This is a genomic window from Streptomyces sp. sk2.1 (assembly GCF_008120935.1).
GTDB lineage: Bacteria > Actinomycetota > Actinomycetes > Streptomycetales > Streptomycetaceae > Streptomyces.
Genome location: NZ_RDBO01000045.1, coordinates 52,963 through 64,742 on the forward strand (window position 1 = coordinate 52,963; position 11,780 = coordinate 64,742).

At 71.8% G+C, this 11,780-nt stretch carries 12 protein-coding genes and 1 pseudogene; 5 read left to right on the forward strand and 8 right to left on the reverse strand.

The features are described from left to right. Positions 1–1,349, reverse strand: a 1,349-nt coding sequence (locus tag EAO76_RS15390) for a phosphoenolpyruvate carboxylase (protein ID WP_148836663.1), incomplete at its 3' end; no start/stop codon positions are given. A 336-nt stretch (positions 1,350–1,685) separates the two neighbouring features. Between EAO76_RS15390 and EAO76_RS15395 the strand changes: the two genes are divergently transcribed. The 3 genes from EAO76_RS15395 (at position 1,686) to EAO76_RS15405 (ending at position 4,063) form a co-directional block, all read left to right on the forward strand. Then, the gene (locus tag EAO76_RS15395) at positions 1,686–2,687 is read left to right on the forward strand and encodes a fatty acid desaturase (RefSeq protein WP_148836517.1); all 1,002 of its coding nucleotides are present in this window, start codon (positions 1,686–1,688) and stop codon (positions 2,685–2,687) included. After that, the gene (locus EAO76_RS15400; RefSeq protein WP_148836518.1) at positions 2,684–3,370 is read left to right on the forward strand and encodes a TetR/AcrR family transcriptional regulator; all 687 of its coding nucleotides are present in this window, start codon (positions 2,684–2,686) and stop codon (positions 3,368–3,370) included. The genes EAO76_RS15395 and EAO76_RS15400 overlap by 4 nt, the downstream gene beginning before the upstream one ends. A gap of 90 nt (positions 3,371–3,460) precedes the next feature. Further along, positions 3,461–4,063 (forward strand): Uma2 family endonuclease, encoded by a 603-nt coding sequence (locus EAO76_RS15405; protein ID WP_148836664.1) that lies wholly within the window; start codon positions 3,461–3,463, stop codon positions 4,061–4,063. A gap of 29 nt (positions 4,064–4,092) precedes the next feature. On the opposite strand, the gene EAO76_RS15410 is transcribed toward EAO76_RS15405, so the two are convergent. Both EAO76_RS15410 and EAO76_RS15415 read right to left on the reverse strand, forming a co-directional pair. Further along, positions 4,093–4,458 (reverse strand): VOC family protein, encoded by a 366-nt coding sequence (locus tag EAO76_RS15410; protein ID WP_148836519.1) that lies wholly within the window; start codon positions 4,456–4,458, stop codon positions 4,093–4,095. Continuing rightward, positions 4,458–5,253, reverse strand: a pseudogene (locus EAO76_RS15415) (trans-aconitate 2-methyltransferase). The gene EAO76_RS15410 and the pseudogene EAO76_RS15415 overlap by 1 nt, the downstream one beginning before the upstream one ends. 134 nt (positions 5,254–5,387) lie before the next feature. Between EAO76_RS15415 and EAO76_RS15420 the strand changes: the two are divergent. Continuing rightward, a complete protein-coding gene (locus EAO76_RS15420) occupies positions 5,388–5,885 on the forward strand; it encodes a MarR family winged helix-turn-helix transcriptional regulator (protein ID WP_148836520.1) in 498 nt (165 codons plus the stop codon). On the opposite strand, the gene EAO76_RS15425 is transcribed toward EAO76_RS15420, so the two are convergent. The 5 genes from EAO76_RS15425 to EAO76_RS15445 form a co-directional block, all read right to left on the reverse strand. Beyond that, complete coding sequence (locus tag EAO76_RS15425) at positions 5,844–6,626, reverse strand: response regulator transcription factor (RefSeq protein WP_222872174.1); 783 nt, start codon at positions 6,624–6,626, stop codon at positions 5,844–5,846. The two genes, EAO76_RS15420 and EAO76_RS15425, sit on opposite strands and share 42 nt — an antisense overlap. A 307-nt stretch (positions 6,627–6,933) precedes the next feature. After that, the gene (gene galK, locus EAO76_RS15430; protein ID WP_148836522.1) at positions 6,934–8,100 is read right to left on the reverse strand and encodes a galactokinase; all 1,167 of its coding nucleotides are present in this window, start codon (positions 8,098–8,100) and stop codon (positions 6,934–6,936) included. Then, a complete protein-coding gene (gene galE / locus EAO76_RS15435; protein WP_148836523.1) occupies positions 8,097–9,077 on the reverse strand; it encodes a UDP-glucose 4-epimerase GalE in 981 nt (326 codons plus the stop codon). The genes galK and galE overlap by 4 nt, the downstream gene beginning before the upstream one ends. Next, a complete protein-coding gene (gene galT / locus EAO76_RS15440; protein WP_148836524.1) occupies positions 9,074–10,117 on the reverse strand; it encodes a galactose-1-phosphate uridylyltransferase in 1,044 nt (347 codons plus the stop codon). Before galT ends, galE begins: the two co-directional genes overlap by 4 nt. A 196-nt stretch (positions 10,118–10,313) precedes the next feature. Continuing rightward, positions 10,314–11,006 (reverse strand): LuxR C-terminal-related transcriptional regulator, encoded by a 693-nt coding sequence (locus EAO76_RS15445; protein WP_148836665.1) that lies wholly within the window; start codon positions 11,004–11,006, stop codon positions 10,314–10,316. Between the two features lie 255 nt (positions 11,007–11,261). On the opposite strand from EAO76_RS15445, the gene EAO76_RS15450 reads away from it, so the two are divergent. Further along, positions 11,262–11,723: a hypothetical protein gene (locus EAO76_RS15450; protein ID WP_148836525.1), complete on the forward strand. Its 462-nt coding sequence runs from the start codon at positions 11,262–11,264 to the stop codon at positions 11,721–11,723. Positions 11,724–11,780: the final 57 nt, after the last annotated feature.

Sequence of the window (11,780 nt, forward strand, 5' to 3'; positions counted from 1 at the left end):
GGGGCGAGGGGGCGGCGCGAGCGGAGTTCCTTGGCGAGGAGCTTCTGCCGGTAGTCGCGGGGCATGTCGGCGTAGCGCCAGGATTCCTCGCCGAGCCGGTCGAAGAGCTGGCCGAGGGCGTGGTGGTGGGCGTCGGCGTGTTCGCGGACGTCCATGGTGGCGAGCTGGAGGCCGAAGGCGGCGAGGGTGCGGATGGTGCGGTCCATCCGTCCGTCGGCGAAGAGTCCGCCGCGGTGTTCGCGCAGTGAGGTCTGGATGAGCTGGAGGTCGGCGATGAGTCCGGCGGTGCCGAGGTAGTCGCAGCCGGGGCGGTGCGGGGTGCCGGCGGCGAGGCGTTCGCGGGTGTTGACGAGCTTCTGCCGGATGCAGGTGGCCTTGAGCCGGTAGGGCTCCTCGGCGTTCAGCCGCTTGTAGCGGGGGCTGATCTCGGGGAGGCGTTCCAGGTCGGCTTCGAGGGAGGTGAGGAGTTCGTCGGTGGCGCCGGTGTAGCGGATGGAGTTGGAGAGCAGTCCGCGCAGGTGGTCGACGAGTTCCAGGGCGTCGGTGATGCCGTGTTCGTGCTGGAGGATCAGTACGTCCCAGGTGACGGCGGGGGTCACGTTGGGGTTGCCGTCGCGGTCGCCGCCGATCCAGGTGCCGAAGGTGAGGGGGCGGGTGCCGGCGGGCAGTTCGATGCCGACCCGTTCCAGTTCGGCGGCGAGGTCCTCCAGTACGTCCCCGACGGCTTCGGCGTGCAGTTCGTCGAGGTAGTAGATGGCGTTGCGGGCCTCGTCGGTGGGCTCGGGGCGCACGACGCGGAGTTCGTCGGTCTGCCAGATGAGGTCGATGTTCTCGGCGAGGCGCAGGTCCTGGCGGCGGCGGTCGGCCTCGACGACGGGGGTCTCCAGCAGGGCGGCGATGCGGCGGAGCTTGTTGAGGACGGAGCGTCGCGCGGCTTCGGTGGGGTGTGCGGTGAAGACGGGCCGTACGTTGAGGTTCTTGACGGTTTCGCGCAGGTGGTCGGGGTCGGCGTCCTTGAGCCGGTCGGCGGTGCGGGCGAGGAGTCCGCCCTCGGCGGCGCGGCGGTCGCGCATCTCGCGGGCGCGGTGCACCTGCTCGGTGACGTTGGCCAGGTGGAAGTAGGTGGAGAAGGCGCGCACGAGTTGTGCGGCGGTTTCCAGGTCCGTGTCGCCGAGGAGTTCGGCGGCGGCCTCGCCGTCGGTGCGGGTGAGGGCGCGTACGCGTTCGACGAGGTCGAGGAGTTCCTGGTTCTCCTGGCGTACGAGGGTCTCGCCCAGCAGGTCGCCGAGGCGTCGGATGTCGGCGCGCAGCTCGGTGCTGGCGGCAGGGGTCTGGTCGGCACTGCTCACGGTGTGCGGCTCCTTGCAGTGAATGAGGAGGTGCGGCGCTCGGTGTCTCCCCACGGGGTGGTGTGAGACGGGTGGGCGGTTTCTCCGGGGCCGCGGTCGGCGGCGGTGCCGACGGACCGCCCCGGGGAAAGCAGAGTTGCGGACCGCGCTGTCCGACCCCACCAGGATAGGTGTCCACGTCGTCGGCGCCGCTCGGGCCCCGATCGGGTTTCCGCTCGACCGGGGGCCGTCGTGCTCTCGTGCTGCGGGCCTTCGCGCTGCCATACTTACGTCGCCGTAGGTTACGGAAGCGTAGCCAGGGCTGTCCTCGTACTCCTCTTCCCCGGGGGACCCCCCATGAACACCAGCCCCACCGTGATCGACGACGCGCAGCCGTCGGTGGTCGGCGATCAGGCTCTTCCCTCCGCCACGCTCGGCGGGGACAACAAGCGGACCATCGAGCAGGTCGCCCTCCTGCTGTTCATCGTGGTGCCGTTCGTGGCGCTGGTCGCGGCGGTGCCGCTGGCCTGGGGCCGCGGGGTGAGCTGGCTCGATCTGGGCCTTCTCGTGGCGATGTACTTCATCGGCTGCCACGGGATCACGATCGGTTTCCACCGTTACTTCACCCATGGCTCCTTCAAGGCGAAGCGGCCGTTGCGGATCGCGCTCGCGGTGGCGGGTTCGCTGGCCGTGGAGGGTCCGCTGGTGCGGTGGGTGGCCGATCACCGCAAGCATCACCGTTTCTCGGACGCGGAGGGCGATCCGCATTCGCCGTGGCGTTTCGGCGAGAGCGTGCCGGCGTTGATGAAGGGCCTGTGGTGGGCCCACATCGGATGGATGTTCGACGAGGAGCAGACGCCGCAGCAGAAGTACGCCCCCGATCTGATCAAGGATCCGGCGATCCGGGGCGTCTCCCGCCACTTCATGACCTTCACGATCGTGTCGCTGGCGCTTCCGCCGCTGGTCGGCGGGCTGGTGACGATGTCGTGGTGGGGTGCGGCGACGGCCTTCTTCTGGGGCTCGCTGGTACGGGTGGCCCTGCTGCACCACGTCACCTGGTCGATCAACTCGATCTGCCACGCGGTCGGCAAGCGGCCGTTCAAGTCCCGTGACCGGTCGGGGAACGTGTGGTGGCTCGCGGTGCTGTCCTGCGGCGAGTCCTGGCACAACCTGCACCACGCCGATCCGACGAGCGCCCGGCACGGCGTGATGCGGGGTCAGATCGATTCGAGCGCCCGGTTGATCCGCTGGTTCGAGAAGCTGGGCTGGGCGCACGACGTGCGCTGGCCGGACTCCGCCCGGATCGAGTCCCGCCGTATCGACGCCCGGCGCGACCGCACGCGCGCCGACGCGGCATGATTGACGACGTGGCGACCGATTCCAGTACCAGCAGCGAGAAGAACCGTACGTCCTCCTCCCGCCGCACCCGCAGGGTGCGGATGACGGGCAAGGAACGCCGCGAGCAGTTGCTGGACATCGGCCGCACCCTGTTCGCCGACAAGGGCTTCGAGGGGACGTCGGTCGAGGAGATCGCCTCGCGCGCCGGGGTGTCCAAGCCGGTGGTCTACGAGCACTTCGGCGGCAAGGAGGGGCTGTACGCGGTGGTGGTGGACCGCGAGATGCGCCGGCTCCTCGACATGGTGACGAGCGCGCTGACGGCGGGCCATCCGCGGGAGCTGCTGGAGCAGGCCGCGTTCGCCCTGCTGGACTACATCGAGACGTACACGGACGGCTTCCGCATCCTGGTCCGCGATTCGCCCGTGGCCCAGTCCACGGGCACCTTCGCCTCCTTGATCAGCGACATCGCCACCCAGGTGGAGGACATCCTGGGCCTGGAGTTCAAGGCCCGCGGCTTCGACCCGAAGCTGGCCCCGCTGTACGCCCAGGCGCTGGTGGGCATGGTCGCGCTGACCGGCCAGTGGTGGGTGAACGCCCGCAAGCCGAAGAAGTCGGAGGTGGCGGCCCACCTGGTGAACCTGGCCTGGCACGGCCTGGAGAACCTGGAGTCGAAGCCCCGCCTGATAGGGCACCGCAAGAGCTGAGCGGGGCCGGTCACCCGTTGTGATGACGGCCGGGGGAAGCGGCCCCTACTGTGGTCCCGAGGGCCAAGAATCCCGTCCATGGGAGGAACCATGACCGCCGAGCCGTTCGCCGGGCACAGCAACCGCTGGCCGGTGCCGCCCCAGGACGGATACACGGTGGACGACCTGTTCACCTTGCCCGATCTCCCGCCGCACACCGAGTTGCTCGACGGGAGCCTGGTCTTCGTGAGTCCACAGCGCTTTTTCCACAGCTGCATGATCGACCTGCTGGTCCGTGGTCTGCGGAGCTTCGCGTCGCGCGAGGTGAGGGTCGTGCGGGAGATGGCGGTCGTCCTCGACAGCCGCAACGTGCCCGAGCCCGACATCTCCGTCGTCCGCTCCGACGCGGTCACCGGTCCCGAGCAGACCCGCTTCCACGCCGCCGACCTGCTGCTCGCCGTCGAGGTCGTCTCGCCGGACTCCGAGGCCCGCGACCGCGACGCCAAGCCCCGGAAGTACGCGGCGGCCGGCATTCCGAACTTCTGGCTGGTCGACGTGGCGGGCACCGACAACCATCCGGTGGTGCGGGTGTACGAGCTGGATCCGGTGTCCGGGACGTACGCGCTCACCGGGATCCACCACGCCCGGCTCAAGACGGCCGTGCCGTTCCCGATCGACGTCGACATCACGCGGGAGGCGCTGGACGCGCTGTGACCCGGCCGGAGGGCGCCCCGCGGGTGCCCTCACCCGTCCGTCGGTTCCAGGAACTCCAGGCGGTTGCCCACCGGGTCGTGGCTGTAGAAGCGCCGGTGGCCGGGCAGGTCGCCGTCCCAGTGGACCTCGGCGCCCCGTTCCTCCAGTCGGGCCGCGAACGCCTCGATGTCCGTGACGCGCAGTCCGGGGTGGGCCTTCCTCGCGGGGCGGAAGTCCCGCTCGACGCCGAGGTGGAGCTGGACCGGTCCGGCGCCGAACCAGCAGCCGCCGCGGGCCGCGAGCACCGGCGGCTTGGGGATCTCCGTCATGCCGAGGACGCCCGTGTAGTACGCGCGCAGGGCGTCCTCCGAGCCCTCCGGGGCGGCGAGCTGCACGTGGTCGAGGGCGGCGATCATCACTTCTCCTTGTGGGCGACGGCGAAGATCCGGCGGAACGGGAGGACCGTGCCGTGCGGGCCGGCCGGGTAGGCGGCGCGCAGCAGGTCGCGGTATTCGGCGAGGAACGCCTCGCGGGCGTCGGGGTCGTCGGCGAGGGCGGTCAGGACGGGGCGCAGGCCGGTGCCCTTGACCCAGTCGAGCACCGGGTCCTCGCCGTGCAGCAGGTGCAGGTACGTGGTCTCCCAGACGTCCGCCGTGGTGCCGGGCCCGGTCAGCGCGTCGAGGTAGGCGGCGGGGGCGAGGACCGCGTCGGCGTGGCGGAGCACGTCGCCCAGGCGGTCGCGCCAGCGCGGGGAGCCGGCGAGTTCCCGCATCAGGACGTGGGTGGGCTGGTCGAAGTTGCCGGGGACCTGGAGGGCGAACGTTCCGCCGGGGGTGATCGCGTCTAGCCAGTCGGGGAAGCGGGCGGCGTGGTCCGGCACCCATTGGAGCAGGGCGTTGGAGACGATCAGGTCGTACGGCTCGTCGGGGGTCCAGGTGGTGGCGTCGGCCTCGGCGAAGTCGAGGAGGGGGCCGGCGTGGGCCCCGGCCCGTTCGAGCATCTGCGGGGAGTTGTCGTAGCCGGTGACGTGGGCCCGGGGCCAGCGGTCGGCGAGGAGCGCGGTGACGTTGCCCGCTCCGCAGCCGAGGTCGGCGATGCGGGGCGCGGGGGCGGGCGGGGTCGGGGATCCGGGCCAGGAGGTCGTGGAAGGGGCGGGTGCGGTGGTCCGCGTGGCGCAGGTACTGCCGCGGGTCCCAGGTGGGTGAGGTCATGGCAGTCAGGATCACGCCATAGATATCTCGATGTCAAGAGACTTGATTTCAAGAAGCTCGATTGCGAGAGGCTTTCCCTCAAGAGACTTGCTTTCAAGAGACTTCATGTCGACAGACCCTCTACACTGATCCACATGGAGGACGAGGTCGACCGATTGGTCGCTGCATGGCGCCGGGAGCGCCCCGACCTCGACGTGGAACCGCTCGAGGTGCTCAGTCGCGTATCCCGCCTGGCCCGTCATCTGGACCGGGCCCGCCGGATCGCCTTCTCCGAGCACGATCTCGAACCGTGGGAGTTCGACGTGCTGACCTCCCTGCGCCGCGCCGGCGCCCCCTATCAGCTCTCCCCCGGCCAGTTGCTCACCCAGACCCTGGTCACCTCCGGCACGATGACCAACCGCATCGACCGGCTCACCAAGAAGAACCTCGTCGAGCGGCTCCCCGACCCCAACGACCGCCGCGGCGTGCTCGTCCGGCTCACCGCCGAGGGGCGCGACAAGGCCGACCAGTCGCTGGCCGGCCTGCTCGCCCAGGAGCGCGCCATCCTGAGCGAGCTCTCCACCCGGCAGCGGGGTGAACTGGCGGGCCTGCTACGCCAGTTGACCGCTCCGTTCGACAACATCCCCGGTTAACGCCGGGGCCGTCTCGGCCGGTCCCACGCCCGCCCGCCGGGCCAGCGCGACGGCGGCCAGCGTGGAGTGCACGCCCAGCTTCCCCAGGACGTTCTGCATGTGGGTGCGGACCGTGTGCGGGGAGAGGAACAGCCGCTCCGCCACCGCCTTGCGCCCCAGCCCCGCCACCATGCAGCGCAGCACCTCGCGCTCGCGCGGGGTCAGCGACTCGACCAGCCGCTCGCTCTCGGTGCGGTGCTTGCGCGCCGCCGTCAGCTCCTTCAGCACCCCCGTGAGCAGGGCGGGGGGCAGATGCGTCTCGCCGCGCAGCACGCCGCGGACGACCGCGAGCAGCCGTTGCAACGAGCAGTCCTTGGCGACCCAGCCCGATGCCCCGGCCTGGAGGGCCAGCGCGGCCCGGTGCGGGTCGTCCCTCTCGGCGAGCACCACCGTGCGCACCGCGGGCCGGGCGGCGTGGACCCCGGCGACCAGGGAGATGCCGTCCACCGGGGCGTTCTCCCCGCCGTTCGGCACCGGGACGGGCGCGGGCCGGACCCCCGGGGCGAGCGCGCCCAGTTCGGCGTCGACCAGCACCACGTCGTAGCCGCGCCCCTCCGCGGCGGCCCGTTCCAGACAGCGCAGGGCGGCGGGGCCGCTGCCCGCGGCCGCCACCTCGACGTCGGGCTCGGCCGTGAGCGCCGCCGCGAGCGATTCGGCGAAAATTCGGTGGTCGTCCACCACGAGAACCCGGATACGAACCACAGGCACCCCCATGCCGCGTCTGTTCCCGGGCCACCCCCGGGCCCTTTCGAAGGGACAGATCAGTACGGGTACGGTGCCCGGTTCGGGGAGTTGGACCGCAGTCCCACGGCCGCCGCCGTGTTGTCGACTGCCACCCGCCCCGGGCGCCGTACCCGACTGTCTCGTACCCCTGAATCAGCACCGGCCCCCACCGGTGCTGTGCATCAGAGTAAGGCCGACGGGCCCCGACGGAAGGCGATTCGCAGAACTGGCCGGTGTCGTTCGGGTGTTCGGGGGTGACCCGTGTGACAGGAGGGGTGCGAGGGGTTCAGACGAGACGGCGGGCGCCCGCCGAGGGCACCGCCGGGAAGATGCCCGGCGCGGTGTGTCCCGCCGCGGCGAACGCCTCCCGCACGGCGTCGGCGACCGCGTCCGCGCGGTCCTCCTCCACCAGCACGATCGCCGAGCCGCCGAAGCCGCCGCCGGTCATCCGGGCGCCGAGCGCACCGGCCCCGACCGCCGCCGACACCGCCAGGTCCAGTTCGGCGCAGGAGACCCGCAGGTCGTCGCGGAGCGAGGCGTGCCCGGCTTCGAGGACCGGGCCCACCGCCCGCACGTCTCCGGCGTCGAGCAGCGCGATGACCCGCTCGACCCGCTCGTTGTCGCCGACCACATGGCGCACGTAGCGCACCACGGACTCGTCCGCGCCGGACTCGGCCAGGGTGTCCAGGGCCTCGGCGAGGCCGTCGTACGGCAGTTCGCGCAGCGTCCGCAGGCCGAGCGCCGCGGCCCCGGCCTCGCAGCCGGCCCGCCGTTCGGCGTAGGCGCCGTCGCCGAGCGCGTGCTTGACCCGGGTGTCGACCACCAGCAGCCGCAGCCCGTGGGCGGGCAGGTCGAAGGGGACCTGGCGCCGGGTGAGGTCGCGGGTGTCGAGGTGCAGGGCGTGGCCCTCGGTGCAGCAGGCGGACGCCATCTGGTCCATGACCCCGCACGGCACGCCGACGAAGGCGTTCTCGGCGCGCTGGCCGAGCACCGCCAGCTCCGGTGCGGAGAGGCCGAGTCCGAACAGGTCGTTCAGGGCGAACGCGGTGACGGTCTCCAGTGCGGCGGAGGAGGACAGTCCGGCGCCGGTGGGGACGGTGGAGGTCAGCTGGATGTCCGCGCCGGTGACCGGGTGGCCCGCCTCGCGCAGCGCCCAGACGACCCCGGCCGGGTACGCGGCCCAGTCGTGTCCCTGCCCCGGGGCCAGTTCGTCGACCCGGAGCCGGACGACGCCGCCGGGCACCTCGGTCGAGTGGAGCCGCAGTTCGCCGTCGGTGCGGCGGGCGACGGCGGCGCGTGCGGTGTGCGGCAGCGCGAGCGGCATCACGAAGCCGTCGTTGAAGTCGGTGTACTCGCCGATCAGGTTGACCCGGCCGGGGGCGGCCCAGATCCCCTCGGGCTCCCTGCCGTACAACTCGGCGAAGGAGGCGGCCAGTTCGCTGTTCCCGGTCATGGTGCGGCGGTTTCCTCTCGGCGGGCGAACGCCCAGGCGTCGGCGACGATTCCGGTCAGGTCGGGGCGGGAGGGGGTCCAGCCGAGCCGCTGCCTGGCGGTGTCGGCGGAGGCGACCAGCACGGCGGGGTCGCCGGCCCGGCGCGGGGCCACGACCTCCGGGACGGGGTGGCCGGTGACCTCGCGGACCGTCTCGACGACCTCGCGGACGGAGAAGCCGTTGCCGTTGCCGAGGTTGCAGATCAGGTGCTCGCCCGCGGTGGCGGCGTCCAGGGCCAGCAGATGGGCCTCGGCGAGGTCGGCGACGTGGATGTAGTCGCGGACGCAGGTGCCGTCGGGGGTCGGGTAGTCGTCGCCGTACACGGAGATCGACTCGCGCCGGCCGAGGGCGACCTGGAGGACCAGCGGGATCAGGTGCGACTCGGGGTCGTGCCGTTCCCCGCAACTGCCGTACGCACCGGCCACGTTGAAGTAGCGCAGCGAGACCGCGGCCAGTCCGTGCGCGGCCGCCTCGCCGGTGATCATGTGGTCGACGGCGAGCTTGGTGGCGCCGTAGGGGTTGGTGGGCGCGGTGGCGTCCGACTCGGTGATGGGGGTGGTGGCCGGTTCCCCGTAGGTGGCGGCGGTGGAGGAGAAGACCAGGGTGCGCACCCCGGCGTCGCGCATCGCGGCGAGCAGCGCGAGGGACCCGGCGACGTTGTTCACCCAGTACTTCTCCGGGTCCGCGACGGACTCGCCGACCTGGGAGTACGCGGCGAAGTGCAGGACCCCGTCGTAGGAGGCGTCCAGCCACTTCGCGGCGTCCTGGATCCGGCCCTCGATGAACTCGGCCCCGGCCGGAACGCCCTCCCGGAACCCGGTCGACAGGTCGTCGAGGACGGTGACCGCGTGGCCGGCCTCCAGCAGGTGCTGGGCCACCACGCTGCCGACGTATCCCGCACCGCCGGTGACCAGGTACTTCTTCTGGGGCTTGCTCACTGGCTGGCTACCTCTCGCAGTCGCTGGGCCGCGGCCTCCGGCGGCACGTCGTTGATGAACACGTTCATGCCGGACTCGGAACCCGCGAGGAACTTCAGCTTGCCGGAGGTGCGTCGGATGGTGAAAAGCTCCAGATGGAGCCCGAACTCCTCCCGCCCGGGAACCCCGAACGGGGCCTGGTGCCAGGCCGCGATGTACGGGGTCGGCGGCTCCCCGGGGCCGAAGATCCGGTCGAATCGCCTCAAGAGTTCCAGATAAACCTGTGGGAATTCCGTGCGCGCCGCCTCGTCGAGTTCCCGCAGGTCGGGGACGCGGCGGCGGGGGTGGAGGTGGACCTCGTACGGCCAGTGCGCCGCGTACGGCACGAAGGCGATCCAGTGCTCGGCCTCGATGACGATCCGCGAGCCGTCCTTCTCCTCCCGGGCCACGACGTCGTCGAAGAGGTTGCCCCCGGTCCCGGCGCGGTGGGCGGCCATCGAGCGGAGCATCAGCTCGGTGCGCGGGGTGACGAAGGGGTAGCCGTAGATCTGGCCGTGCGGGTGGCCGAGCGTGACGCCGATCTCGGCGCCCCGGTTCTCGAAGCAGAACACCTGCCGCACCTGCGGGAGTTCGGCGAGTTCGGCGGTGCGGTCGGTCCACGCCTCCAGGACCAGGGCGGCCTGCTCCTCGGTGAGGTCGGCGAACGAGGCGTCGTGGTCGGAGGTGAAGCAGACGACCTCGCAGCGGCCGGAGTCACCGGCGAGCGAGGGGAACCGGTTCTCGAAGACGGCGACGTCGTAGTCCGCCTCGGGGATCTCGCTCAGCCTGCCGTCCTGCGAGGGGCAGAGCGGGCACTCGTCGGCCGGCGGGTGGTAGGTGCGCCCCTGGCGGTGCGAGGCGATGGCGACGCTGTCCCCGAGGAACGGGTCGCGGCGGATCTCGGACGACGTCGACACGGGGTCCAGGGGGCGCCGGTCGACGGCCTCGCGCACCGTGTCGTCACGGCTGTCGTAGTAGATCAGCTCCCGGCCGTCGGCGAGCGTCGTGACCGTCTTCTTCACCAGATTCCTCCAAACATAACCGAACACAATGAACCACAAGCCAACAGGCGCGTCAATGAGTGGTCCGGCGCCGGGCAGTCGCGGACAGCTACGGAAAGCCGTGGGCGACCGCGAACGGCCACGCGCCGGGCACGGCATGCCTGTGCGGTTCGGAGTTCGGAGTTTGTTGGTTCCTGGGGGAACGGGAGGACAGCCCTCAGGGGAGCAGCGGGTCCGGCCGTCCGTCCGGTGCCGCGTGGTCCAGCAGTCCCGTACGGGCCGCGAGCGCCGCGGCCTCCAGCCTGGAGCCGACGCCCAGCTTCATCAGCACCCGCTGCACGTGCGTGCGCGCGGTGCTCGGCGCGATCCGCATCCCGGCCGCGATCCGGCGGGTGTCCTCGCCCTCGGCGACCCGCATCAGGACCTCGACCTCGCGCGGGGTGAGCAGCCGCAGCAGCCGCCGGCCCTCGTCGTCCGGCGCGGCGGCGGGGTTGAGCAGTTCGGCGAAGGCGCTCCGCAGGAGTTGCGGCGCCACCGCCGCCTCGCCGGCCCGCGCCTTGACCATGGCCCGCTCGACACCCTCCATGCGTTCGTCGTGGCGGACGTACCCCGCGGCGCCCGCGGCGAAGGCCGCCGCGATCCCCCGGGGGCTGGGCACCGGGCCGAGCACCACGACGGCCACCTGCGGGCGTTCGCGCCGGATGCGCACGATCGGGTCGAAGGCGCCGGGTTCGGCGGGTGCCGCGGTGCCGAACAGGCAGACCTCAGGGGCCCTGCTGACCACCAGTTCCGCCGCCCCCGCCGTCGGCGCGGCCGCCGCGAGGACCCGGTGGCCCCGCAGCTTCAGCGCCGAGGCGAGTGCCTCGGCGAGCAGTCTGTGGTCGTCGACCACCATGAGCCGCACGCCCATCGAGCACACCCCCGTAGCCACCGGTCGCACCGGGCCCCCCGGCCTTCCTGCCCCGGCAAGCTACACGCTTGTTCGACGTCGCGGGCGCCTTACCGGCCAAAAGGCTCCGGATCGCCGACTCCGCCCGCGTTCGGGACCGGTTGATGGTGCGCCATGTCCGAACGGGCCCGTTGCAATCTGCGCTGCCGACCATTGTGGATCAACAGTTTTCCGCCAATCGTCATGGCCTGTTCGCCGAAGAACCCGGAGGAACCCGTGCGACCGAAGAAAACGAAGAAGACGAAAAAGACCCTGCTCGTCGCCGTGGCCGCGTGCGCCGCGCTCGCGGCCCCCGCGTTCACCGGGACCGCGGCCGCCGCCGGCACCGTCACCGCCTCCGGCGTGGAGACGTCGTGGGGCCACGCCCATGTGAAGGCCCAGTGGCGGCTCGACCCCTGCCGGCTCGACCCGCTGCACATGTCCGTGAAGGACACGGCAGCCGACGGCCACTCGGTCGGCGTCCGGCTGATCACCGAGGGGGACGCCGGTACCCACTGCTTCCTGCCGCACCGGGTCTCCACGGGCAACGGGACCGGCTGGGCCGGGGACAGCTGCGCCGACCCCGGTGGCCGGATCGCCTCGGCCTGGATCGAGCTCTGCAGGATGGAGGGGGCCACGGCCCTGTCCTGCGTCTCGTCCAAGGTCGTGCACGCACCGTTCGACGACTCGACCGCCTGATCAAGTCCCCCGGACGCACGAGGGGGTGGTGCCCGTCCCGCGGGCACCACCCCCTCG

Bases quoted from the DNA above. Each gene is read 5' to 3' on its own strand.
- EAO76_RS15400 (WP_148836518.1), top strand. From the start codon at position 2,684: ATGATTGACGACGTGGCGACCGATTCCAGTACCAGCAGCGAGAAGAAC.
- EAO76_RS15445 (WP_148836665.1), bottom strand. From the start codon at position 11,006: ATGGGCGTGCGGCTCATGGTGGTCGACGACCACAGACTGCTCGCCGAG.
- EAO76_RS15405 (WP_148836664.1), top strand. From the start codon at position 3,461: ATGACCGCCGAGCCGTTCGCCGGGCACAGCAACCGCTGGCCGGTGCCG.
- galK (WP_148836522.1), bottom strand. From the start codon at position 8,100: ATGACCGGGAACAGCGAACTGGCCGCCTCCTTCGCCGAGTTGTACGGC.
- EAO76_RS15410 (WP_148836519.1), bottom strand. From the start codon at position 4,458: ATGATCGCCGCCCTCGACCACGTGCAGCTCGCCGCCCCGGAGGGCTCG.
- EAO76_RS15395 (WP_148836517.1), top strand. From the start codon at position 1,686: ATGAACACCAGCCCCACCGTGATCGACGACGCGCAGCCGTCGGTGGTC.
- EAO76_RS15420 (WP_148836520.1), top strand. From the start codon at position 5,388: ATGGAGGACGAGGTCGACCGATTGGTCGCTGCATGGCGCCGGGAGCGC.